This is a genomic window from Gryllotalpicola sp., from assembly GCF_027352875.1.
GTDB lineage: Bacteria > Actinomycetota > Actinomycetes > Actinomycetales > Microbacteriaceae > Gryllotalpicola.
Genome location: NZ_DAIEII010000049.1, coordinates 1 through 22,262 on the forward strand (window position 1 = coordinate 1; position 22,262 = coordinate 22,262).

At 69.0% G+C, this 22,262-nt stretch carries 20 protein-coding genes and 2 tRNA genes; 10 read left to right on the plus strand and 12 right to left on the minus strand.

Annotated features, from left to right (window positions below; translation table 11 throughout):
• The first annotated feature begins 226 nt into the window (after positions 1 to 226).
• Positions 227 to 466, plus strand: coding sequence for a hypothetical protein (locus tag M7D61_RS05880; protein ID WP_298228524.1), 240 nt, complete (start codon positions 227 to 229; stop codon positions 464 to 466).
• A 55-nt stretch (positions 467 to 521) separates the two neighbouring features.
• On the opposite strand, the gene M7D61_RS05885 is transcribed toward M7D61_RS05880, so the two are convergent.
• The 6 genes from M7D61_RS05885 to M7D61_RS05910 form a co-directional block, all read right to left on the minus strand.
• The gene (locus M7D61_RS05885) at positions 522 to 1,085 is read right to left on the minus strand and encodes a hypothetical protein (protein ID WP_298228526.1); all 564 of its coding nucleotides are present in this window, start codon (positions 1,083 to 1,085) and stop codon (positions 522 to 524) included.
• 16 nt (positions 1,086 to 1,101) lie between these two features.
• The gene (locus M7D61_RS05890) at positions 1,102 to 1,341 is read right to left on the minus strand and encodes a hypothetical protein (RefSeq protein ID WP_298228528.1); all 240 of its coding nucleotides are present in this window, start codon (positions 1,339 to 1,341) and stop codon (positions 1,102 to 1,104) included.
• Complete coding sequence (locus tag M7D61_RS05895; protein ID WP_298228530.1) at positions 1,338 to 1,631, minus strand: hypothetical protein; 294 nt, start codon at positions 1,629 to 1,631, stop codon at positions 1,338 to 1,340. Before M7D61_RS05895 ends, M7D61_RS05890 begins: the two co-directional genes overlap by 4 nt.
• A 53-nt stretch (positions 1,632 to 1,684) precedes the next feature.
• Positions 1,685 to 2,854, minus strand: a complete 1,170-nt coding sequence (locus M7D61_RS05900) for a tyrosine-type recombinase/integrase (RefSeq protein WP_298228532.1) — start codon at positions 2,852 to 2,854, stop codon at positions 1,685 to 1,687.
• Between the two features lie 313 nt (positions 2,855 to 3,167).
• Positions 3,168 to 4,220 carry a beta-eliminating lyase-related protein gene (locus M7D61_RS05905; protein ID WP_298228533.1) on the minus strand — a complete coding sequence of 351 codons (1,053 nt, stop codon included), beginning with the start codon at positions 4,218 to 4,220 and terminating at the stop codon, positions 3,168 to 3,170.
• Positions 4,217 to 4,519 (minus strand): DUF805 domain-containing protein, encoded by a 303-nt coding sequence (locus M7D61_RS05910; protein ID WP_298228535.1) that lies wholly within the window; start codon positions 4,517 to 4,519, stop codon positions 4,217 to 4,219. Before M7D61_RS05910 ends, M7D61_RS05905 begins: the two co-directional genes overlap by 4 nt.
• Positions 4,520 to 4,555: 36 nt before the next feature.
• Between M7D61_RS05910 and M7D61_RS05915 the strand changes: the two genes are divergently transcribed.
• The gene (locus tag M7D61_RS05915) at positions 4,556 to 5,359 is read left to right on the plus strand and encodes an inositol monophosphatase family protein (RefSeq protein WP_298228537.1); all 804 of its coding nucleotides are present in this window, start codon (positions 4,556 to 4,558) and stop codon (positions 5,357 to 5,359) included.
• Positions 5,360 to 5,422: 63 nt separating this feature from the next.
• Here the strand turns inward: M7D61_RS05915 and M7D61_RS05920 are convergent, their stop codons facing one another.
• Positions 5,423 to 7,060 (minus strand): glycoside hydrolase family 13 protein, encoded by a 1,638-nt coding sequence (locus M7D61_RS05920; protein ID WP_298228539.1) that lies wholly within the window; start codon positions 7,058 to 7,060, stop codon positions 5,423 to 5,425.
• Positions 7,061 to 7,233: 173 nt separating this feature from the next.
• Here M7D61_RS05920 and M7D61_RS05925 point away from each other — a divergent pair, with 173 nt between their 5' ends.
• The 3 genes from M7D61_RS05925 to M7D61_RS05935 all read left to right on the plus strand — a co-directional run bounded on the left by M7D61_RS05925 (position 7,234) and on the right by M7D61_RS05935 (position 9,215).
• On the plus strand, positions 7,234 to 9,021 hold the full coding sequence (locus M7D61_RS05925) for an alpha-amylase family glycosyl hydrolase (RefSeq protein ID WP_298228541.1): 1,788 nt from the start codon (positions 7,234 to 7,236) through the stop codon (positions 9,019 to 9,021).
• Between the two features lie 33 nt (positions 9,022 to 9,054).
• Positions 9,055 to 9,126 (plus strand) — tRNA-Thr (locus tag M7D61_RS05930).
• A gap of 15 nt (positions 9,127 to 9,141) precedes the next feature.
• Positions 9,142 to 9,215, plus strand: a tRNA-Met gene (locus tag M7D61_RS05935).
• Between the two features lie 195 nt (positions 9,216 to 9,410).
• On the opposite strand, the gene M7D61_RS05940 is transcribed toward M7D61_RS05935, so the two are convergent.
• Positions 9,411 to 10,484 (minus strand): LLM class flavin-dependent oxidoreductase, encoded by a 1,074-nt coding sequence (locus M7D61_RS05940; protein WP_298228543.1) that lies wholly within the window; start codon positions 10,482 to 10,484, stop codon positions 9,411 to 9,413.
• Between the two features lie 75 nt (positions 10,485 to 10,559).
• Between M7D61_RS05940 and M7D61_RS05945 the strand changes: the two genes are divergently transcribed.
• A complete protein-coding gene (locus tag M7D61_RS05945) occupies positions 10,560 to 11,462 on the plus strand; it encodes an EamA family transporter (RefSeq protein WP_298228545.1) in 903 nt (300 codons plus the stop codon).
• Positions 11,463 to 11,576: 114 nt separating this feature from the next.
• Here M7D61_RS05945 and M7D61_RS05950 read toward each other — a convergent pair whose 3' ends face one another.
• From M7D61_RS05950 to M7D61_RS05965, 4 genes are read right to left on the minus strand one after another with little or no spacing between them, the layout of a single operon-like run.
• Positions 11,577 to 12,695, minus strand: a complete 1,119-nt coding sequence (locus M7D61_RS05950) for a bifunctional 2-methylcitrate synthase/citrate synthase (RefSeq protein WP_298228548.1) — start codon at positions 12,693 to 12,695, stop codon at positions 11,577 to 11,579.
• 4 nt (positions 12,696 to 12,699) lie between these two features.
• Positions 12,700 to 13,602, minus strand: coding sequence for a methylisocitrate lyase (gene prpB, locus M7D61_RS05955; RefSeq protein WP_298228550.1), 903 nt, complete (start codon positions 13,600 to 13,602; stop codon positions 12,700 to 12,702).
• Between the two features lie 12 nt (positions 13,603 to 13,614).
• Positions 13,615 to 15,147 (minus strand): MmgE/PrpD family protein, encoded by a 1,533-nt coding sequence (locus M7D61_RS05960; protein WP_298228551.1) that lies wholly within the window; start codon positions 15,145 to 15,147, stop codon positions 13,615 to 13,617.
• Positions 15,148 to 15,180: 33 nt separating this feature from the next.
• The gene (locus tag M7D61_RS05965; protein WP_366083806.1) at positions 15,181 to 15,837 is read right to left on the minus strand and encodes a GntR family transcriptional regulator; all 657 of its coding nucleotides are present in this window, start codon (positions 15,835 to 15,837) and stop codon (positions 15,181 to 15,183) included.
• A 177-nt stretch (positions 15,838 to 16,014) separates the two neighbouring features.
• Here M7D61_RS05965 and M7D61_RS05970 point away from each other — a divergent pair, with 177 nt between their 5' ends.
• From M7D61_RS05970 to M7D61_RS05985, 4 genes are all read left to right on the plus strand, one after another.
• Positions 16,015 to 19,413, plus strand: a complete 3,399-nt coding sequence (locus M7D61_RS05970) for a pyruvate carboxylase (RefSeq protein ID WP_298228555.1) — start codon at positions 16,015 to 16,017, stop codon at positions 19,411 to 19,413.
• A 27-nt stretch (positions 19,414 to 19,440) separates the two neighbouring features.
• On the plus strand, positions 19,441 to 20,289 hold the full coding sequence (locus M7D61_RS05975) for a DMT family transporter (RefSeq protein ID WP_298228557.1): 849 nt from the start codon (positions 19,441 to 19,443) through the stop codon (positions 20,287 to 20,289).
• Positions 20,290 to 20,382: 93 nt separating this feature from the next.
• Positions 20,383 to 21,567: an LLM class flavin-dependent oxidoreductase gene (locus M7D61_RS05980; RefSeq protein ID WP_298228559.1), complete on the plus strand. Its 1,185-nt coding sequence runs from the start codon at positions 20,383 to 20,385 to the stop codon at positions 21,565 to 21,567.
• Between the two features lie 4 nt (positions 21,568 to 21,571).
• Entirely contained in the window at positions 21,572 to 22,204 is a 633-nt protein-coding gene (locus tag M7D61_RS05985; protein WP_298228561.1) for an FMN reductase, read from the plus strand.
• Positions 22,205 to 22,262 lie beyond the last annotated feature (58 nt).

The following is a 22,262-nucleotide window of genomic DNA, read 5'->3' on the forward strand; positions in this document are numbered from 1 at the left end:
CAATAAAATGGGGTGCGGTCATCGCGTGTCTTCTTTCGGAAACGGTTTTGATAGGTCTTTCCAAGAATCACGCGGTGGCCGTTCTCATCTACGACAACACACTCACCAGGATCCGATACACCACGCTATTGGACGCAACCCACGACCCAAGCCCGAACGGCCGAAACCGCGACATACAACAGGCGAAGCGCCGATTCGAACGACCACGGTCGTCGATGGCAGACGGGTGCTGCGACTGCGGGCCAACGGCAGCGTCCGCCCCCGCAAGGTCACCTACATGATCGACGGGCAACTTGCCGGCCAGGACACCCTCGTCATCGAAAACGGCGACAGCATCATCTTCGCCGACCTCGACGGCACCGTCCTCATCGAGCACACTCGACCAGCGTCTGGCGTCAAATACGTCGGCAACGGCAGACCCCGCGGCCGACGCCCCCGAACCCTCGAAACGTCACCGATGTCCTGACACATCAACCGTCACCGATGTCCTAATGCAGAACTGTCACCGATGTCCTGAGACATCACACAGCGCAGCCGATGTCAAGGTGCCAACGCCCGGCTAATACACCGGCCGCCGGTTTGCGCCGCGCGTTCTTCTCGACGCTTCCGAGGTAACCGCCTTGCGGGGTGAGATAGCGCACGACCGGCGGGCTGTAGCCATCTTTCAGTTCGTACCAAAGGGTTGCGCCGTTCCGCGCTGTTCGCCGTATGAACTTGGCGCGCAGCCGCTTCTTGTGAATGCCAGCGCCGTTGTCGCCGGTACAGACGATCTCGATGGTCGGATCATTCCGCGGTTCAAGCAGCCGGGCGACGGGCACGCCGATGCGATCGGCGAGAGCGTTTGCCTCGTCATCGCCGAGCGGGGAGGCGAACGGATACTCGCCCGCCCGCGGGCGGTCGAGCACTTTTTCGCCTGACGGGAGAGTGGTCGCGTATTCGGGTCGGGGGAGTCCAGCGATGAGCCAAGCGCCGTCCTTCCCGTTCTCGTTCAGCCATGCCCCCACGTTCGACTCCACCCAGTCGCTCATCTCCCACGTCAGGGTGACCCTGCCACTCGGTTGGGTCATGTGATCGGCGTCGGTCATTCCTCTGTCTTCCGGCCTATCCGGTGATCGCGCCGGTGAGGACGGCGCGGGCGTAGGTCGAGGCGGGGACGTGCTCGGCGGCGGCGTGCTCGGCCAGCGCCTCGTATTCGCCTTCGCTGAGGCGCACCTGCAAGACGCGGGTGCGGTCGTGGCCGCGCGTCACCCGCACACCACGGGGCAGCGGCGCGGCGGGGTCGTCGGGGGCTTCCTCGGCAGCCTTCACCTCGGCGGCGATGAGGTCGGCGATCCTGCTCATTGCTTCGTGTCCTTCCGGTTGTAGTAGGCGAGGTCTTTGCTGTTGGCGGGCCAGGCGGATGCGCCCCATTCCTTGCCGTCGTCGTCGGTCACGATGATGACGGTGAGCACGCACCCGGCGTTGCGGGAGTGCCCGACTATTCGTGTTGACTGGCCCGACAGGCTCGCGTAGTCCGGGTCGAACACGATCCGGCGCTCGTCGGCCAGGGCTTCCTCCGCCGGCGCGGGTGTGACCCCGTGCCGGTCTTGCATGTGCTCGTCGCGCTCGCTCCAGTCGGCGTCTTGGAACACCTCAGCACCCTACCACTGTGTAATACACAAGTGCGGGACGTGCCTCGCGTCGGTCATGTTCGCTTCTCCCCGTTGAGGTTGGCCACAAGGCGTGGTCTGGCCGGCGGCAGGGGTAGCGAGTCGGCGAGCGCGGTGTTCAGCTCTTGCGCTGCGTGCAGGTAGACGAGCGATGCGCGGGCGCTGCCGTGGCCGAGCTCGTGCTGGATCTGGGCTATGCCCGCACCGGCGTCGGCGAGGCCGCTGCCGTAGAAATGCCTCAGGTCATGCTCGCGCACTACCTCGCGCACCCCGGCGGCGTCGCGGGCGCGATCCCATGCCAGATAGAACGGCTTGTCGTGCAGGAAGCCGCTGCCGCGCGGCGGCGCGAAGAGCAGCGACTCGGGGAACTCGCCGACGTGCTCGGCCAGGTGGCGCGTGAACTCGCCGGCGAGAGCAGCCGGTAGAGCTTTCGTGCGAACGCCCTCGTCGCTCTTCGGCGGTCCGACCTGCCAGCCTTCGTGCGCGATGTAGACGGCCTGGCGTTCCACGGTCACCGTGACGCGCCCGTCGGCGATCTTGACGTCTTTGCGGCGTAGCGCGCGCCACTCGGACAGGCGCAGGCCCGCGTATGAGGCGAGGATGACGGCAAGCCGGTAGTTCGGGCCGATGGTGTCGAGGATGACGCTCAGCTCGTCCAGTGTCGGCGGGCGGTGCTTGACGCCGGTGCTCGTGCGGCCGAGTTGCGACGGCACCGGGTTCGCGTCGATGATTCCGTCGGCGACGGCGGTGTTCAGGATCGCGTGCAGCAGGCGCGCTTCCGCGCCCGCCTGCGTCGGGCCGGCTTGCGCCCGCCCGTTGTGCCAGGCTCGCACCCGGGCGGCGGTGATGTCTCCGAGATGGTCATCGGCGAACGTGGCGAGCCCGTTGGCGAGCTGGCGGCTGTACTCGGCGCGCGTCTTGGGCCGTAGCGGCTGCCCCTTCGATGTGGTCCGCTGGGCGAGCCAGGAAGTCGCGTAGGGGCCGAACACCTCGGCGTCGCGCACCACGGGTGGCTTCCACTTGCCCGACGAGATAGCCGCCCGCTCGACCGACAGCCAGCCCTCGGCGTCGATCTTTGCCACGAAGGTGCGCTGGGCCTTGTAGCGCTCGCCGTCTGGGCCGGTGTAGCGGGCACGGTAGTTGCCGCTGGGCAGTTGCTCGATCTCGCCGAACCCCTGTCGGGTGCGCGCCTTCTTGCGGGCCATGAGTGCCGATCTGCCTCTCGTCATTCCCCACGTGGGGATTCCGTGGGGAATCACCGGGGTATTTGCGACTATTTGAGGGTATCAAGAACCGTCGACAAAAGGCCGGATTTCCGCGGAAAATCAAGGGAAAACGGCGCAATTACGAGGCAAAGGAAGCGCCCGCGAAAACACGCTGTTGCCTGACTGTAAATCAGCCGTCTTCGACTTCGGGGGTTCGAATCCCTCACTCGCCACCCGTGCGGAAAGCCCCGGTCAGATCATGTATCTGGCCGGGCTTTCGCGTTGCGGTCCCTCGACGGGGCAGGACGCCGGGCTACGCCGCCGCGTAGGCGGCTTTCACGTCCGCCGCGAACGCCTCGACGTCGGCATCCGTCGTGTCGAACGCGCACATGAGGCGGTGCTCGCCGCGCGCCGGATCCCACTCGTAGAAGTGGTGCTTCTCGGCGAGCGCCGCCACGGTCGAGCGTGCCAGGCCGCCGAAGACGACGAAGACCCCGTTGGCCTGGGTGGGCTGCGTGACTATGACGCCGGGAATCGCCTCGAGCAATCCGCGCAGCTTGAGTGCCATCGCATTGGCGTGGCCAGCCGAGCGGAGATACAGGTCGGTGCCGTACAGCGCCACCAGCTGTGCCGAGACGAAGCGCAGCTTCGAGGCGAGCTGCAGGTCCATTTTGCGCAGGTACTCCACGCCGGTCACCTCGGGGTTCAGCACGACGACCGCCTCGGCGGCGAGCAGTCCGTTCTTCGTGCCGCCGAGCGAGAGCACGTCGGCGCCGGCATCCGTCGTGAACGACCTCAGCGGCAGGCCGAGCGACGCCGCCGCGTTCGAGATGCGCGAGCCGTCGACATGCAGTTTCAGGCCGAGGCCGTGTGCCGTGTCGGCGATCGCCTCGATCTCATCGGGCGTGTACAGCGTGCCGAGTTCGGTCGACTGCGTGATCGAGACGACCGCGGGCTGGATGCGGTGCACATCGCCGACGTCGACGACGTGCTTCTCGACGAGCGCAGGTGTGAGCTTGCCGTCGGGTGTCGGCACGGTGATGAGCTTGGTCTGAGCGATCCGTTCGGGCGCTGCCGCCTCGTCGACGTTGATGTGCGCTGTCTCGGCCGCGATGACCCCGCCCCACCGCGGCAGCAGCGCGTGCAGGCTGACGACGTTGGCGCCGGTGCCGTTGAAGACGGGGAATCCCCTCGCCTCGCCACCGAAGAGCTCGCGCACGAGCGCCTCGAACCGCAGGGTGTAAGGGTCGTCGCCGTAGGCGCTGACGTGACCGCCGTTGGCCGCGGCGATCGCCTCGATGATTTCGGGGTGGATGCCGGCGTGGTTGTCCGAACCGAAACCGTGCCAGTCGCGGTCGTGGCTCACGCGGCCGCCCCGCCGGGCTCGCTCGGCGGGGCGGGCGGTCCGGGGGCCGCCGGCGGCGCAGGCGCGCTGAGGATCGAGAAGAATGCATTGGAGTGGTTGGTGCCGTTGCCGCTCAGCGCCGACAGCGCGCCGCCGACGAGGACGTTCACGAGGAACCACCACCAGAACTCGCTGCGGCTGGCGCGCCCGTAGAAGAGCGCGTAGCGCTGCCAGAACCGGGTGAATGCCTGCCCGAACGTCGCGCCGTAGAGCGGCTGGTCGTCGGTCGCCGGTCGGGCCGGAAGGGTCGGGATCGTCATGGCCCCAGTATGCCGGGCCGCCCCTACCATCGAATAGTGCCCGTCCCATCCGGCGAACTCGTCGCACTCCTCGACCTGGCCCGTGAGACCGCGGTGACCGCGGGCGCACTCATCAGGCGCCGTCGCTCCGAAGGCGTCGAGGTCGCCGCCTTCAAGTCGACAGCCACCGACATCGTCACCGCGGCCGACCGCGAGGCCGAGGGGCTCATCAAGGGGCTGCTTCACGACGCCCGCCCGGGTGACGGATTCCTCGGCGAGGAGGGCGGCACGGCGCAATCCCTCACCGGTCTCACCTGGGTCGTCGACCCGATCGACGGCACGGCCAACTACTTCTACGACATCCCCTCCTACTGCGTGTCGATCGCCGTCGTCGAGGGCGGAGTCGACCCGGCGACGTGGCGCCCGCTCGCCGGATGCGTCGTCAACCCGGTCACCGGCGAGGTCTACACGGCGAGTCTCGGCGGAGGTGCTTTCCTCGGCGCCCGCCGGCTGCACGTGAACACCGGCGTCGAGCTCTCGGACGCGATGGTGGGCACCGGGTTCGGCTACGCCGCCGAGGTGAGGATGAAGCAGGCGCGCGTCGTCGGCGACCTCATCGGCCGCATCCGCGACATCCGCCGCGCGGGTTCCGCTGCGCTCGACCTGTGCCACGTCGCCTCGGGCCAACTCGACGCCTACTACGAACGCGGCCTCAAGCCGTGGGATTTCGCGGCCGGCGCTCTCATCGCGCAGGAGGCGGGCGCGACCACGGGCTACGAGCCGGGCCCGCGCCCGCTCGTCATCGCCGCCGAGCCGGTGCTCTACGCCCAACTCGCGCCGCTCGTCTCGGTCTCCGAGTAGCGGTCGGCCGCCGGAAGCGACGGTCGGACCTTCGCGCGGCGATGCCCGCCGGTAGTCGGAGCGCTATCTCGCCAGCCACACCGTCGTGTCGTAGGGGATGCCCCCGTCCATGCGCCCGCTCACGGCGAGCACCTCGCCGTCGGGCAGCGTGATCGGCTTCTTGCCGAGGTTCGCGACGACGGTGACGTCCCCGTTGCGAAAGGCGAGCACGTCCGCGTCGAATCCGCCGAGCCACTCGAGCGCGCCGTCGCCGAGGCCGTGCTCGCGCCGCAGCGCGAGCAGTGAGCGGTAGAGAGACAGCGTCGAGTCCGGGTCGGCGGCCTGCGCGTTGCGCGCGAGCTGAGCCCAGGAAGACGGCTGCGGCAGCCACGACCTGCCGGTCGGCGAGAAGCCGTACGCCGGCTCGTCGGCCGCCCACGGGATCGGCACGCGGCTGCCGTCGCGACCGTAGCGCTCGCCGCCGGTGCGGAACCAGGTCGGGTCCTGCCGGGCCGAGTCCGGCAGGTCGACGACCTCGGGCAGCCCGAGCTCCTCGCCCTGGTAGAGGTACGCCGAACCCGGCAGCGCGAGCATCACCGCGGTGGCTGCCCGCGCGCGCCTGAGCGCGAGCACCGGATCGGGCAGGTGCGGGATGTGGCGCGGGCCGATCCCCGCGCCCTGTGGGTTTTCAAAGGTCAACGCGTGCCTCGTGGCGTGCCGCACGACGTCATGGTTGGAGAGCACCCAGGTGCTCGGTGCCCCGACGGCCGAGAAAGCGGCGATCGACGCGTCGATGACTGCGCGGAGCGCTTCGGCATCCCAGGGGGCGGCGAGGTACGCGAAGTTGAACGTCTGCTGCATCTCGTCGGGCCGCACCCAGTCAGCCAGCAGCGTGAGCGGGCTCACCCACGCCTCGCCGATGAGCGCGCGCTCGCCGGGGTACTCGGCCAAGACCGCATGCCAATCCCGGTATATGTCATGCACGCCGGGCTGTCCCCAGTACGGCACCGCGTTCGTCGGCAGGTCGTCGCCCATCGAGCCGGCCGCCGCGGGCGGGGTCCAGTCGGGCAGTCCTGCCGCTTTGACGAGCCCGTGCGCGACATCCACCCGGAACCCGTCGATGCCCCGGTCGAGCCAGAACCGCAGGATGTCGCGGAACTGCTCCCGCACCCAGGCGCTCGACCAGTCGAGGTCGGGCTGCGACGAGTCGAAGAGGTGGAGGTACCACTGGCCGGGCGTGCCGTCCGGGTTCGCCGTGCGGGTCCAGGCCGGCCCGCCGAAGACGGATTCCCAATTGTTGGGGGGCTCGTCTCCGCCCGGGCCACGCCCGTCCCGGAACAGGTAGTGGCCCCGCTCGGGCGAGCCGGGCGCCGCCGCGAGCGCGGCGATGAACCAGGGGTGGTCGCTCGAGGTGTGGTTCGGCACCAGGTCGGCGATGACGCGCAATCGCAACCCGTGCGCCGTGGAAAGCAGCCGGTCGAAGTCCTCGAGCGTGCCGAACAGCGGATCGACGTCGCAGTAGTCGCTGACGTCGTAGCCGGCGTCGCGCTGCGGTGAGCGCGAGAACGGCGAGAGCCACACCGCGTCGGCACCGAGCTCGGCAAGAGCGGCGAGGTGCGCGGTGATGCCCGGTAGGTCGCCCACCCCGTCGCCGTCGGAATCCGCGAACGATCGCGGATACACCTGGTAGATCACCGCGTCGCGCCACCACTCGCCGGCCATTTCTCCAAACTACGGTGGCGAGCTCCGGAAGCTCGGTGCGGAAACGCCAATATCCTGGCCGAAAGCGCGGATCAGAAGGCGGTTTTCCTGAGTTGGCCACACCATCGGTACTTCCGCATCACGACGGGTCGGCCCTCTGCGTATCGAATCCGTACCCCGCTTTGGGCGAGGAGGTGCTGGTGCGGCTGCGGATTCCCCGTTCGCTCGGCCCCGTCACGGCGGTGCAGACCCGCTCCAACCCCGACCGCGAACCGCGCTGGCGCGACGCCCGCCTGGTCTGGACCGCAGACGGCTGGGACTGGTGGGAAGCCCCCGTCACCGTCGAGAATCCGGTGCACGGCTATCGCTGGCTCGTGGTGCTCGCCGGTGGTGCGCAGCGCTGGGTGAACGCGGCGGGATTCCACGACATCGAGGTCCCCGACGCCGACGACTTCCGCTTCACCGGCTACCCCGCGCCGCCTGCCTGGCTGCCGGGGACCGTGCTCTACCAGGTGTTCCCCGACCGCTTCGCCCGGTCGAGCGCGGCCGATGACCGTGCGCTGCCGGACTGGGCCATCCCGGCGAAGTGGACCGACCCGGTCGATCCCGAGCCTCCCGGCCGCTCGCAGCAGTTCTACGGCGGCGACCTCGACGGCATCGTCGAGCACCTCGACCACCTCATCGGCCTCGGCGTCACGGTCCTCTACCTCACGCCGTTCTTCGCTGCGCGCTCGAACCATCGCTACGACTCCGTCGACTTCAACCGGGTCGACCCGCTGCTCGGGGGCGACGAGGCGTTGATCCGGCTCGTCGGCGCAGCGCACTCGCACGGCATCCGCGTCATCGGCGACCTCACGACGAACCACTGCGGCGACGGCCATGAATGGTTCCGCGCCGCCCTCGGCGATCCCGAGGCGCCGGAGAGCGAGTTCTTCTACTGGCTCGACGACGCGCACACCCAGTATGTGTCGTGGCTCGGTGTGCCGAGCCTGCCGAAGTTCAACTGGGCGAGCCCCGAGCTGCGCCGCCGCTTCATCGACGGCCCGGACTCGGTCGTCGCGCACTGGCTCAAGCCGCCGTTCCGCCTTGACGGCTGGCGCATCGACGTCTCCAACATGACCGGTCGCTACCTCGCCGACGACTTCAATACCGAGGTGCGTCGGATCATCCGCCGCACCATGGTCGAGGTCAACCCCGATACGATGCTGCTCGGCGAGTCGACGAACGACGCCGCCCCCGACTTCCCGGGCGATGCGTGGCACGGTGCGATGACGTACGGCAACTTCACCCGCCCGCTCTGGGGATGGCTCTCGCGGCCCGGCCGTGTCGCCAAGGGCGGTATCGGCTTCGCCCGCGAGCAGGTGCCTGCGCTCACCGGCCGTCAGTTCGTCGCGCAGCACCAGGCCTTCACCGCCGCTTTCCCGTGGCGCTCGCGCCTCGCGACGATGAACGCGCTCGACACCCACGACACCCCGCGCTTCGGTGGGGGAGCGTTGCCCGGCGCTGTGCCGGTCGCACTCGGACTGTCGGTGACGGTGCCGGGGATCCCGGTCGTCTGGGCTGGCGACGAGTTCGGCCTCGTCGGCGAAGACGGCGAGACGTCGCGCACCCCGATGCCCTGGAGCGATCTCGCCGGTGACACGCTCGCCGCCTATCGCGCCGTCCTCGCGCTGCGCCGGGCTCACCCGGTCCTGTCCGACGGCGGATTCCGCTGGGTCCACGTCGGCGACGACGCGATCGCCTTCATCCGCGAGTCCGCCGCCGAGTCGGTGCTCGTCCTCGCGACTCGCGCCGCCGACCGCATCCGCCTGCCGCTCGGCGTCGTCCTCGGCGCCGAGGAGTCCCGTCTGCTCCACGGCCCCGCGGTGCTCACCGCGCATCCCAGCATCGACGAGGCCGACGGATTCCTCGAACTCGACGCCCCCGGAATCTCGTTCACCGCGTGGTCACTGCCCGGCGTGCAGCTGCCTGATCCCGCTTGATATGCTCTTCGGGTTGCCCGCGCGTCGGGCGTCGCCCCGATAGCTCAGTGGTAGAGCACTTCCATGGTAAGGAAGGGGTCGTCAGTTCAATCCTGACTCGGGGCTCGGAACCTCATACCTGGCGGGGTAGCTCAGGAGGTTAGAGCACACGGCTCATAATCGTGGTGTCGCGGGTTCGAGTCCCGCCCCCGCTACTGGAAGGCCCCGGCGCACCCCGGGCTCTCGCCTCGTCACGGCGCACCCTGAGCTCGACGGCATGCCCGCCGTCGTATAACCGCGTTGCCGTGGCCCGCGCCAGGGCCGAGTTCGCCTACGAGCGGCGCCTGCGCATCGTCGCGGTCGCGGGTCGCGACTAACCGCGACGTCCCGGGCTAGGTGATCGGGCACAGCTAGGACGCGAGGATGTCCTTCACCATCGGCACGACTTTCGACCCGTAGAGCTCCACGGCGTGGGCAAGAGCGCCTTCCGGCATCGATCCGGACGAGTAGAGCATGTCGAAGCGGCCGATGCCGAGCGTGTTCGCCGTCGCCGCGATCCGCCGGGCGACCGTCTCGGGCGAGCCGACATAGAGCGAGCCGGACTGCGCTTCGGCTTCGAAATCCTCGCGGGTGACCTCGTGGGCCCAGCCGCGCTCCTTTCCGATCTTGTCGCGGGTGGCCTTGAAGCGCGGGAAGAGCAGCTCCTTCGCCTCCTCGTCGGTGTCGGCGACGAAGCCGGGGGAGTGCACGCCGATCGGCTGTTCCGTCGTGCCGAGCTGTCCGATCGCGCGGTGGTAGAGATCGATGTAGGGGATGAACCGCTGCGGCGGGCCCCCGATGATGGCGAGCATGAGGCCGAAGCCGTACCGCGCGGTGCGGACGACCGACTCGGGAGAGCCGCCGACGCCCACCCAGGTCTTGAGACGACCGTGCTCCGTCTTGGGGTAGAGGTCGGCGTTGGCGAGCGGCGCGCGCGTCGTGCCGGTCCAGGTCACGGGCGTCTCGGGAAGCAGTTTCGACCACAGTTCGAGCTTCTCCTCGAAGAGGAGGTCGTAGTCGGCCAGGTCGAAGCCGAAGAGCGGAAAGGACTCGATGAACGAGCCGCGGCCCATGACGGCCTGTGCACGCCCGCCCGAGAGCGCGTCGACGGTCGCGAAGCGTTCGAAGGCTCGCACCGGGTCATCCGACGACAGCACGGTGACGCCGGTACCGAGCTTGATGCGCGAGGTTCGCGTCGCGATGCCTGCCAGCACCGTCTCCGGACTCGACACCGCAAAATCCGGACGGTGGTGCTCGCCGACGCTGTACGCGTCGACACCGAGCTCGTCGGCGATGACGGCGTGCTCGACGAGCGCGCGGATCGACGCGGCGTAGCTGAGCTTGCCGCCCGCGCTGTCCTCGAGGCGGTCACCGAACGTGTCGAGGCCGAATTCCACAGTCGCGTCAGTCACGGGCCAATTCAACTCCGGGCGGGCTGCCGCCATTCCCGGCCGTCCTACTGTCTGGGCTTTCTGGAGCGATCCCCCTGCCGCCGCTGGCTGTCGATAGGGTGAAAGCCCATGCCCTTCCTGCTTGTCCTGCTGCCCTGTCTGCTGTGGGGCACGACGGGAACGGCGGCGAACTTCATGCCCGGCGTCGACGCACTCGCGATCGGCGCCTGCGCGCAGGGCCTGGGCGGCTTGCTCTACTTCTGCATCTACGCGAAGAGCTCGTGGCGGGCGATGTGGTCGAAGGGCACGCGCCGTTGGGTTCTCATCGGCGCAGTCGGCACGCTCGGCTACCCGGTCACCTACTATCCGGCGCTGAAGATGGCGCCTATGGCCCTCGTCGTCACCGTCGCTCTCGGTTCGGCCCCGGTCTTCGCCGCCCTCCTCGAGGCGATCTTCGATCGCGCCAGACTCTCCTGGCAGTGGATGCTCGGCACCGGCCTCGGCATCGTCGGCGTGGTTCTGCTCGCACTGGGAGCGCAGCGCGCGATCGGCGAGGGCGACGCCGAGAACGTGCCGCTTGCGCTCGTGCTCTCGCTTGCCGCAGGGGTCTCGTATGCCCTCTACGCATACGCCTCGCGCAAGGCGATCGAGAAGGGCGTGAGCCCGACCGCCGCGATGGGTGCGATGTTCGGCGAGAGCTCGCTCGTGCTCATTCCCATGCTCATCGTGCTCGGCGGGCCGATCCTGGCGAGCTGGCAGAACGTCGCGGTCGCGGCCTATCTCGCGATCTTCCCGCTGTGTCTGGCGTACATCATGTTCGCCCACGGGTTGCGCACGGTCTCGGCCTCGGTCGCGCTGACCGTGACCCTCGCGGAGCCAGCCGTCGCGGCGGTGCTCGCGGTCTTCGTGGTGCGTGAGACAGTTTCGGTCGGCGGATGGCTCGGCATCGTGCTCATCGCCGCGGGCATCGTGCTGGCCTCATTCACCGCCCGTGCCAAGCCCGAGTCCGGCCCGATAACCGGCACGCTCTAGCTTTTCGCCTTGTGAAGGTCAGGGTCGACGGCGAAGTCGTCGAGCAGCGAGCCATCGGATGCCCGCCCCTGGGCGCGGACGCCGGCTGACGGGGCCCCACCCGCCGAAGACCTGTCAGTGCTCGATGTGTCGTTCATCCGGCCCGTTGTAGGCCGACAGCGGGCGGATGAGCGCGTTCGAGGCGAGCTGCTCGTTGATGTGCGCCGTCCATCCGGTGACGCGGGATGCCACGAACAGCGGGGTGAACTGCTCGGTGTCGAATCCGATGAGGTGGTAGGCGGGCCCGGACGGGTAGTCGAGGTTGGGCTTGATGTTCTTCTTCGAGACCATCGCCGCCTCGAGCGACTCGTAGAGCGAGAGCAGGTCGCCGCGGTCGTACTCCTCGATGAGGGTGAGGAGGGCGGCCTTCATCGTCGGCACGCGCGAGTCGCCGTTCTTGTAGACCCGGTGGCCGAAGCCCATGATCTTGCGCTTCGACTCGAGGGCGGAATCCAGCCACGTCTCGGCCTTGTCGGCGGTGCCGATCTCGTCGAACATGTGCATGACAGCCTCATTTGCCCCCCCGTGGAGCGGCCCCTTGAGCGCTCCGATCGCGCCGACGATCGCCGAGTAGTAGTCCGACAGCGTCGACGTGATGACGCGTGCGGTGAAGGTGGAGGCGTTGAAGGAGTGCTCGGCGTAGAGGATCATCGACACGTCGAACGCCTTCCGCACGACCTCGGACGGCACCTCACCGTAGGTCATCCAGAGGAAGTTCGCCGAGTAGCCGAGGTCGGCGCGCGGCTCGACGACGGGAAGCCGGCGCCGGCGGCGCTGGTCGTAGGCGACGATGGCAGGCAGCTTCGCGAAGAGGTGCAGCGCCTTGCCGAGGATGGCGTCGGGCTCGCTGTCCCACGCCTCCGGGTCGTTGGCGCCGATGACGCTCACTGCCGTGCGCACGACGTCCATGGGGTGGGTGCGCTCCGACAGGTCGTCGATGACCCCCTTGACGACATCGTCGAGGGCACGCGAGCGGCGCTCGATCTCCTCGAAGTGCGCCAGCTGTTCGGGCGTCGGCAGCTCGCCGTGCCAGAGGAGGTAGGCAACCTCCTCGAAGGACTTCGAGGCGGCGAGCTCCTGCACGGGGTAGCCGCGGTAGAGCAGTGAATTGGTCTCGGGGTTGACCTTGGAAACGGCCGTGTAGTCAACCGTGACGCCGGCCAGGCCCTTCTTGATCTCGATCGTGTCGGTCATGGTGTCATCCCTTCGTGATACTGAAATTGAACACCGAGCTGTCGAAGTGGTTGTACCCCTCGTAGTCGATGAGGTCGTAGAGGTCGGCGCGGTGCTGCATGTCAGCGAGCTTGGCCTCGAGCGAGCCGCTCGTGTTGAGCTCGTCGAGTCCGCGTCCGGCCTCGCCCATCGCCAGGCGCAGCAGTGAGACGGGCCAGATGACGATGTTGACGCCGACATCGCGGAGCTGGTCGACGGTGAAGAGGTCGGATTTCCCGAACTCGGTCATATTGGCGAGGATCGGCACGTCGACGGCCTTCCGCACCGCCTCGAACTCCGAAAGGTCGGCCATCGCCTCGGGGAAGATCGCGTCGGCCCCGGCATCCACCAGCGCCTTGGCACGGTAGAGAGCGGCGGGCACGCCCTCGACGGCGCGGATGTCGGTGCGGGCCATGACGAGGAGGTTGTCGTCGCGGCGGGCGTCGACGGCGGCGCGGATGCGCTTCAGCGCGGTGTCCTCGTCGACGACCTGCTTGCCGTCGAGGTGGCCGCACCGCTTGGGGTTGACCTGGTCCTCGATGTGGATTCCGGCGACGCCGGCATCCTCGAGCTCCTGCACGGTGCGGGCGACGTTCATGGGCTCGCCGAAGCCGGTGTCGACGTCGACGAGGGCCGGCAGCTCGGTCATCCGGGCGATCTGGTGCGATCGCGTCGCGACCTCCGTCAGTGTCGTCAGTCCGATGTCGGGAAGCCCGAGGTCGGCGGAGAGCACGGCGCCGGAGACGTAGACGCCGTCGAAGCCCTTGCGCTCGATGAGGCGAGCCGAGAGGGGGTTGAATGCGCCGGGGAAGCGCAGCAGCTCGCCGCTCGCCAGGCGTTCGCGGAAGGCCGCGCGCTTGGCCGCGGCAGTGGACTTCGCGTAGAGCACGGTCGTTCCCTTCTAGAACAGCCCGGTGGTCGCCGGCACCGACGCGAGCACACCGGGTGCGGCGGTGAAGGTGAGTCGGCCGAGCTCGTCCGCGTTCAGCGCGGGCAGACGCTGCGCGACGTCGAGGAACCGCTCGATCTCGGCGGGCTCCAGCACGGGACCCGCGAGGGTGCGGAACTTGCCGATGTAGTCCTCGCGGGCGAACGGCTTCGCTCCGAGGGGGTGAGCGTCGGCGACCGCGATCTCGTCGCGGAAGGTCGTGCCGTCGGTCAGCTTCACCTCGATGGCGCCGCCGAACGCCTGCTCCTTGGGGTCGAGCGAGTGGTAGCGGCGCGTCCACTCCGGGTCCTCCACGGTTGTCACCTTGCGCCACAGCGCCACGGTGTCGGCGCGTGCCGCCCGGGCGGGATCGTATGAGGTGTTGTGGTCGAATTCGCCGTCCTGCAGCGCGACCGTGAAGATGTACGGGATCGAGTGGTCGAGCGTCTCGCGCGAGGCGGCCGGGTCGTACTTCTGCGGGTCGTTTGCGCCCGAGCCGATGACGTAGTGCGTGTGATGCGAGGTCTTGAGCAGCACGGAGCCCACGTTCGCCGGGTCGGCGATCTCGGGGTGCTCGCGGTGCAGTCTGCGGGCGAGGTCGATCCAGGCCTGTGCCTGGTACTCGGCGGAGTGCTGCTTCGTGTACGAGTCGAGGATGGCGCGCTTCGCCTCGCCGGGAGCCGGCAGTGGGACGTGGTAGACGGCGTCCGGCCCGTCGAGCAGCCAGGCGATAACGCCGTCCTCTCCTTCATATATCGGAGTAGGCGAGGTCTGCCCGCGCATCGCCCGGTCGACCGCCTCGACCGCCATCTTGCCGGCGAAGGCCGGGGCGTGCGACTTCCATGACGAGATCTCGCCCTTGCGCGACTGGCGGGTCGCGGTCGTCGTGTGCAGGGCCTGGCCGATGGCCTGGAAGATCACCTCGACGGGCAGGCCCAGGAGGGTGCCGATGCCCGCCGCGGCCGACGGCCCGAGGTGGGCGACGTGGTCGATCTTGTGCGCGTGCAGCGAGATGGCGCGGGCCAGGTCGATCTGGATCTCGTAGCCGGTCGCGATGCCGCGGATGACGTCGCGCCCGGTGACGCCGCGGGCCGCCGCGTGCTGTGCGACGGCGACGACCGGCGGGATGTTGTCACCGGGGTGCGAGTACTCGGCGGCGAGGAAGGTGTCGTGGAAGTCGAGTTCGCGCACCGCAACCCCGTTCGCCCACGCCGCCCATTCCGGGCTCGTGCGCCGGCCGGGATCCACGCCGAAGACGGTCGAGCCGGCACCGCCGATCGACACGGGATGGGCGAGCGCCTGTCCGCGCGCCGACGACGGAGCCGAGCGGGTGATGGATGCCGCGGCGACGGCCGCGTTGTCGATCACCCGGTTGACGACCATCTCGGCCACCTCGGGAATCACCTCGACCGGGTCGGCGGCGACCTCGGCGATCTTCCAGGCGAGCTGCTCCTCGCGTGGCAGGTTCTCGTCGCTGCGGTGCGTCCGGACATGGATCGTCTGCATGCTGGGATGTTTCCTTTCGGGGGCGGGTCGTGGTCAGGCGATGCGGCGCCGACGGCCCTCCGCGGGCACGGCATCGCCGATCGAGGCGAGGATGCTTGCGAGGCTGCGGTGGAGGTGGAGCTCGGTCGCGTGGGCGGCGACGCTCTCCGCGCCGTCGATGATCGCGTCGATGATCGCGAGGTGCTCGCGCGCCGCTTCGCGCAGCCGGGCGGGGTTGTCGCGCGAGACCCGGCGGATGCGGGCGATGTGGGCGCGCACGGTCTGCAGCGGGCCGAGCAGGTAGGGGTTGTCGACGGCGTCGTCGATCGCCTGGTCAAGGCGGCTCGCGAGCTCGTAGTACGCGTGGAGGAACTCGTCGTCCGTGGCGATGATCTCGTCGGCATCCCCGAACTCGCTGCGGAGCGCCTCGAACACCGCTGCGTCGCGCCGCCGCGCGGCGAGCCGGGCCGCCTCGACCTCCAGCGCCTTGCGCACCTCGAACAACGCTCGGACCTGCTCGGGCGAGACTGCCGTGACGACGAGTCGGCGGCCGGCGCCGGGCGAGACGAGCCCTTCGGCGACGAGGCGGCCGAGCGCCTCGCGAAGCGGGGTGCGCGAGACTCCGAGTCGTGTCGACTGCTCGATCTCACCGAGTACCGCGCCCGACGGCAGGATGCCGTCGAGAATCTCGCGCCGCAGGGTTGCGTGCACTCGATCGCTGGTCCGCATCGTTCCTCGTTGAACGGCCTCTGTATACAGAGGCCGTGGTTGTCCCTAGAATTTAGCCCAAAGTCGACCCTGTTGTACACAGGATTTTGCTGCGGTCCCCGCATCCGCTAGTCATGTCGGAGGGCCGACGACGAATCCGCGCTACGACGAAGGGCGAGCATGTTCCGCAAGATTCTGGTGGCGAATCGCGGCGAGATCGCGATCCGCGGGTTCCGCGCAGCCTTCGAACTGGGTGCGAAGACGGTCGCCGTCTACACCTGGGAGGATCGCAACTCGCTGCACCGCCAGAAGGCGGACGAGGCGTACCTCATCGGCGAGAAGGGCCACCCGGTCCGCGCGCACCTCGACATCGACGAGATCATCCGGGTTGCGAAGCTCTCCGGCGCCGACGCGATCTACCCGGGGTACGGGTTCTTGTCCGAGAACCCCGACCTCGCGGCCGCCGCGACGGCGAACGGCATCGCCTTCATCGGCCCGGGCGCCCAGGTGCTCGAGATGGCCGGCAACAAGGTCACCGCGAAGGAGCATGCGATCGCCGCGGGGGTGCCGGTGCTGGCCTCCAGCCCGGCGACGACCGACATCGACGTGCTCGTCGCCGCAGCGGACGAGATCGGGTTCCCGGTGTTCGCGAAGGCGGTCGCGGGCGGCGGCGGCCGCGGCATGCGCCGCGTCGAGAGCCGCGAGGAACTGCCGGGCGCGCTCGAGGCGGCGATGCGCGAGGCGGATGCCGCGTTCGGCGACTCCTCGATGTTCATCGAGCAGGCCGTGCTCAGGCCCCGCCACATCGAGGTGCAGATCCTGGCGGATGCCGCGGGCGACACCATTCACCTCTTCGAACGGGACTGCTCGGTGCAGCGCCGCCACCAGAAGGTGGTCGAGATCGCGCCGGCGCCGCACCTCGACGCCGGCATCCGTGCCGCGATCCTCAAGGACGCGGTCGCGTTCGCCCGCTCGATCGGCTACGTCAACGCGGGCACGGTCGAGTTCCTCATCGAGACCGTCGGCCCCCGCGCCGGGCAGCACGTCTTCATCGAGATGAACCCGCGCATCCAGGTCGAGCACACGGTCACCGAGGAGGTCACCGACGTCGACCTCGTGCAGGCGCAGCTGCGCATCGCCTCGGGCGAGACGCTGGCTGACCTGGGGTTGTCGCAGGACTCCGTGACGGTGCGCGGCGCCGCCCTGCAGTGCCGCATCACCACTGAGGACCCGTCGCAGGGCTTCCGCCCCGACACCGGCCGCATCACGACCTACCGCTCGCCGGGGGGCGCCGGCATCCGCCTCGACGGCGGCACCGTGAACGCGGGCGTGTACGTGTCGCCGCACTTCGACTCGATGCTCGTGAAGATGACGGTGCGCGGCCGCGACTTCCCCGCCGCCGTCGCTCGCGCCAAGCGCGGGCTCGCCGAGTTCCGCATCCGCGGGGTCGCGACGAACATCCGGTTCCTGCAGGCGGTGCTGGAGGATCCGGACTTCGCCCGCGGCGACTTGTCGACGGCGTTCATCGAGGAGCGGCCGTGGCTGCTGACGCCGCGTGAATCGAAGGACCGCGGTACGAAGGTCGTGACCTGGCTCGCCGACGTCACGGTGAACCAGCCGAACGGCCCGAAGCCGCAACTCACTGACCCGGCGTCCAAACTGCCGGCCATCGACTTGGCCGCTCCGGCGCCGGCGGGATCGCGGCAGAGGCTGCTCGAGCTCGGGCCCGCCGGCTTCGCGGCCGACCTCAAGGCGTCCACCCGCCTCGCCGTCACCGACACGACCTTCCGCGACGCGCACCAGAGCCTGCTCGCCACGCGGGTACGCACCCGGGATCTCGTGCAGGTGCTGCCGTACATCGCCCGTCTGACCCCCGAGTTGCTCTCCATCGAGGCCTGGGGCGGGGCGACGTACGACGTGGCGCTGCGCTTCCTCGGCGAGGATCCGTGGGAGCGTCTCGGCGCGATGCGGCAGGCGCTGCCCAACATCGCCATCCAGATGCTGCTGCGCGGGCGCAACACCGTCGGCTACACCCCGTACCCTGAGGCGGTCACGACGGCTTTCGTGCGCGAGGCGGCGGCGTCGGGAGTCGACATCTTCCGCGTCTTCGACGCGCTGAACGACGTGAATCAGATGCGGCCTGCGATCGAGGCGGTGCTCGAGACCGGCACGGCCGTCGCGGAGGTCGCGATGTGCTACTCGGGCGACCTGCTCGACCCCGCCGAGGGTCTCTACACCCTCGACTACTACCTGCACCTCGCCGAGCGCATCGTCGAGACCGGCGCGCACGTCCTCGTCGTCAAGGACATGGCGGGATTGCTCAGGGCCGGTGCCGCCGAGAGGCTCGTCCCAGCACTCAAGCAGCGCTTCGACCTGCCTGTTCACGTGCACACTCACGACACCGCCGGGGGTCAACTCGCCACCCTGCTCGCCGCGGCCCACGCGGGGGCCGATGCCGTCGATGCGGCCAGCGCGCCCATGGCGGGCACGACCTCGCAGCCGCCGCTCAGCGCTCTCGTGGCAGCCACGGCCCACACCGACCTCGATACCGGCCTCTCATTGGATGCGGTGAGCGACCTCGAGCCGTATTGGGAGGCCGTGCGCGCTGTCTACCGGCCGTTCGAGTCCGGCATCCCGGGCCCGACGGGCCGCGTTTACCGCCACGAGATCCCCGGCGGGCAGCTTTCCAACCTGCGCCAGCAGGCCGTCGCCCTCGGGCTCGGCGACCACTTCGAGAAGATCGAGGACTGGTACGCCGCCGCGAACCGCATCCTGGGTCGCCCCACCAAGGCCACCCCGTCATCGAAGGTCGTCGGCGATCTCGCCCTGCAGATGGTGGCCGCGGATGTCGATCCGGCCGAGTTCGAGGCGAACCCCGGGAAGTACGACATCCCCGACTCGGTCATCGGGTTCATGGCCGGCGAGCTCGGCGACCTGCCCGGCGGCTGGCCGGAGCCGTTCCGCAGCAAGGTCCTCGCAGGTCGTAGCGTCGACATCTCCATCACGCCGCTGACGGTCGACGACGAGGCGGCGCTGACCGCGGATTCCGCAACCCGCCGCGCCACCCTCAACCGCCTCCTCTTCCCCGGCCCGACCCGCGAGTTCCAGACCTTCCGCGCCAACTACGGCGACCTCGCCAATCTCGAGACCATCGACTACCTCTACGGCCTCACCCCTGGCGACGAGACCAGCATCACGGTCGAGAAGGGCCTCCAGCTCTACGTCGTCCTCGAGGCCATCGGCGAACCCGACGACAAGGGGTACCGCACCGTCATGATCGCCCTCAACGGGCAGCTGCGCCCCGTCCAGGTGCGCGACTTGTCCGTCGTCGTCGAGTCCACGACCGCCGAGAAAGCCGACCCCGCCACGCCCGGCCAGGTGCCGGCGCCGTTCGCGGGCGTCGTGACGCTCAAGGTCGCCGTCGGCGACAGCGTCGAGGCCGGTCAGACCGTCGCCACCATCGAGGCGATGAAGATGGAGGGGGCCATCACGGCCTCCGTCTCAGGCACGGTCACCCGGGTCGCGATCGCCGCTACCCAGAACGTCGACGGCCGCGACCTGCTTCTCGAGATCGGCTGAGTCGGCGGTCCGCGCCAGACTGGTCCTATGTGGCTCGGCGCGGTCCTCGCGGTCATCGGCGCGCTGGTCTACGGCGTGTCCGACTACTACGGTGCCGTCGCCGCGACGCGTCTCAGGCTCATCCCGGCGACGGCGGTCGGCTACTTCGTCGCGACGATCGTCATCGCCGTCGCCCTGATCGCCGTCGGCGGCACCTGGTCGTGGGCCGCGGTGGGGTGGTCCGCGCTCGCCGCGCTCAGTGCGATCGGCGGCATGCTCGCGTTCTTCGCCGCAATGGTCGTCGGCCCGGTGAGCCTCGTCTCGCCATTCATCGCGGTGCTCGAGTCCGCGGTGCCGGTCGTCTTCGGGGTCGTCCTCGGCGTCGAGTTCACCCCGCTCACCTGGCTCGCGGTCGCTATGGCGATCGCCGCCGGCCTTCTCATGTCGGTCAAACCCCACCCCGAGCTCGGGCGCCTCGGTCTCAAAGTCGTCGGCCTCTCCTTCCTCTCGGGTCTTGGTCTGGGCCTCGCGATAGTCTTCCTCGATCGGGCGCCGGCGGATGCCGGTCTCGTACCCGCTTTCATCGACACGGCGGGCAGCTTCGTCGTCATGCTCGTGCTGGCTCTGGCGACGTGGCGCGAATTCCGTGCCGCCGTCACCGCACTGCGCCCGACCTGGCCTGCGGTCGTCAGCGGCGCACTCGTCGCCGGAGCCAACGCTCTCATCGTCCTCGCGTTGCAGCACGGCGATCTTGTCGTCGTCGGGGTCCTCATCAGCCTCTACCCGCTCTCGACGCTGCTGCTCGCCCGCGTGCTCGACAAGGAGCGGCTCGGCATCCTGCAGCTGCTGGGTGTCTGCTGCGCGCTCATCGCCTCGGCGCTCTTCGCCGCTGGATGACGGTGGGAATACCTCGCCGAGTTGCGCAGTTCTATGCAGACGTATGAAAATTAGGAGCTCGCGAGGACTCCGCCCACAATCGAGGAAGAGGCCATGAGCGACCAGGCCATGCAGTTCGGGCTGTTCTCCGTCAGCGACATCACCACCGACCCGACGACCGGCCGCACGCCGTCCGAGGCCGAGCGCATCCAGGACATCCTGAAGATCGCGGTCCACGCCGAAGAGGCCGGGCTCGACGTCTTCGCGATCGGCGAGCACCACAACCCGCCGTTCTTCTCCTCGTCACCGACCACGACCCTCGCCTACGTCGCCGCCAAAACCGAGCGCCTCATCCTCTCGACCGCGACGACCCTGATCACCACGGACGACCCGGTGAAGATCGCCGAGGACTTCGCGATGCTCCAACACGTCGCGCGGGGCCGGGTCGACGTCATGATGGGCCGCGGCAACACCGGCCCGGTCTACCCGTGGTTCGGCAAGGACATCCGCCAGGGCATCCCGCTCGCCATTGAGAACTACGCGCTGCTCCACCGGCTCTGGACGGAGGACATCGTGGACTGGGAGGGCCACTTCCGCACCGCGCTGCAGGGCTTCACCGCGACCCCGCGTCCGCTCGACGGCGTGGCTCCCTTCGTCTGGCACGGCAGCATCCGCTCGCCCGAGATCGCCGAGCAGGCCGCCTATTACGGCGACGGATTCTTCGCGAACAACATCTTCTGGCCGAAAGAGCACTTCGCCCGCCTCATCAACCTCTACCGCGATCGCTTCGAGCACTACGGTCACGGCACGCGTGAGCAGGCCGTCGTGGGCCTCGGCGGCCAGGTGTTCATGGCGAGGAACTCGCAGGACGCTGTTGCGCAGTTCCGCCCCTACTTCGACAACGCGCCGGTGTACGGCCACGGTCCGAGCCTCGAGGAGTTCGCCGAGATGACCCCTCTCACGGTCGGCTCGCCGCAGCAGGTCATCGACCGCACCCTGTCGTTCCGCGACTGGGCTGGCGACTACCAGCGCCAGCTCTTCCTCATGGACCACGCCGGCCTGCCGCTCACGACGGTGCTCGAGCAGATCGACCTCCTCGGCTCCGATGTCGTGCCGGTGCTCCGCAAGGAGTTCGCCAAGAACCGCCCGGAAGGCACCGCCGACGCCCCGACTCACGAGGCGCTCGTCAAGGCCAAGTACGGCGACGGCCCTGTCTTCGAGGCGCGCCCGAACCAGGCGGGCGGCGACAACCTCACCGTGGGCGGCCCGTACCGCGCCTCCGACCCCGTGAAGGCGTGACACCATGACCACCACTCGCAAGCTCGCCGTCGTCGCGGCCGGCGTCGGCGCCCCCTCATCGACACGGCTGCTCGCCGACCGCCTCACCCAGGCCACCGTGGCCATCGCGAAGGAGAACGGCATCGAAGTCGAAGCCTCGATCTTCGAGCTCCGCGACACCGCGAAGGACGTGACGAACAACCTCATCACGGGATTCCCCACCCCGAAGCTGGCGAGCGTCATCGAGACCGTCGCGAACGCCGACGGGCTCATCGCGGTGACTCCGGTGTTCAACGCCAGCTTCAACGGCCTCTTCAAGTCGTTCTTCGACGTCATCGACCCGAGTGCGCTGAGCGGCCAGCCGGTGCTCATCGGCGCGACGGGCGGATCGCCTCGCCACTCGCTCGTCCTCGAGTACGCGCTGCGCCCGCTCTTCGCCTACCTCCATGCCGACGTGCTCACGACCGGCGTCTACGCCGCCACCGAGGACTGGGCCGGCTCGTCGGACGATTCGCTGCCGTCGCTTCCCGATCGCATCGACCGCGCTGCCCGCTCGCTCGCCAGGGCGCTCGAGACGAGCGACCGCTCGCAGCACATCAAGGACCCCTGGGAGCTGGATTCGTCCTTCAACGTCACGGGCGGCTTCTCCGCGGAATAGCCGATCAGCGTGAAATCTCGCGTTTCGAAGTCTTCCTGTCACCTGGCTGCCGCCCGCG

Coding starts and splice junctions, on each gene's coding strand:
- M7D61_RS05885 (WP_298228526.1), bottom strand. CDS start 1,085: ATGACCGACGCCGATCACATGACCCAACCGAGTGGCAGGGTCACCCTG.
- M7D61_RS05890 (WP_298228528.1), bottom strand. CDS start 1,341: ATGAGCAGGATCGCCGACCTCATCGCCGCCGAGGTGAAGGCTGCCGAG.
- M7D61_RS05900 (WP_298228532.1), bottom strand. CDS start 2,854: ATGGCCCGCAAGAAGGCGCGCACCCGACAGGGGTTCGGCGAGATCGAG.
- M7D61_RS05910 (WP_298228535.1), bottom strand. CDS start 4,519: ATGACGATCCCGACCCTTCCGGCCCGACCGGCGACCGACGACCAGCCG.
- M7D61_RS05920 (WP_298228539.1), bottom strand. CDS start 7,060: ATGGCCGGCGAGTGGTGGCGCGACGCGGTGATCTACCAGGTGTATCCG.
- M7D61_RS05940 (WP_298228543.1), bottom strand. CDS start 10,484: ATGGCGGCAGCCCGCCCGGAGTTGAATTGGCCCGTGACTGACGCGACT.
- M7D61_RS05945 (WP_298228545.1), top strand. CDS start 10,560: ATGCCCTTCCTGCTTGTCCTGCTGCCCTGTCTGCTGTGGGGCACGACG.
- M7D61_RS05950 (WP_298228548.1), bottom strand. CDS start 12,695: ATGACCGACACGATCGAGATCAAGAAGGGCCTGGCCGGCGTCACGGTT.
- M7D61_RS05960 (WP_298228551.1), bottom strand. CDS start 15,147: ATGCAGACGATCCATGTCCGGACGCACCGCAGCGACGAGAACCTGCCA.
- M7D61_RS05970 (WP_298228555.1), top strand. CDS start 16,015: ATGTTCCGCAAGATTCTGGTGGCGAATCGCGGCGAGATCGCGATCCGC.
- M7D61_RS05975 (WP_298228557.1), top strand. CDS start 19,441: ATGTGGCTCGGCGCGGTCCTCGCGGTCATCGGCGCGCTGGTCTACGGC.
- M7D61_RS05980 (WP_298228559.1), top strand. CDS start 20,383: ATGAGCGACCAGGCCATGCAGTTCGGGCTGTTCTCCGTCAGCGACATC.
- M7D61_RS05985 (WP_298228561.1), top strand. CDS start 21,572: ATGACCACCACTCGCAAGCTCGCCGTCGTCGCGGCCGGCGTCGGCGCC.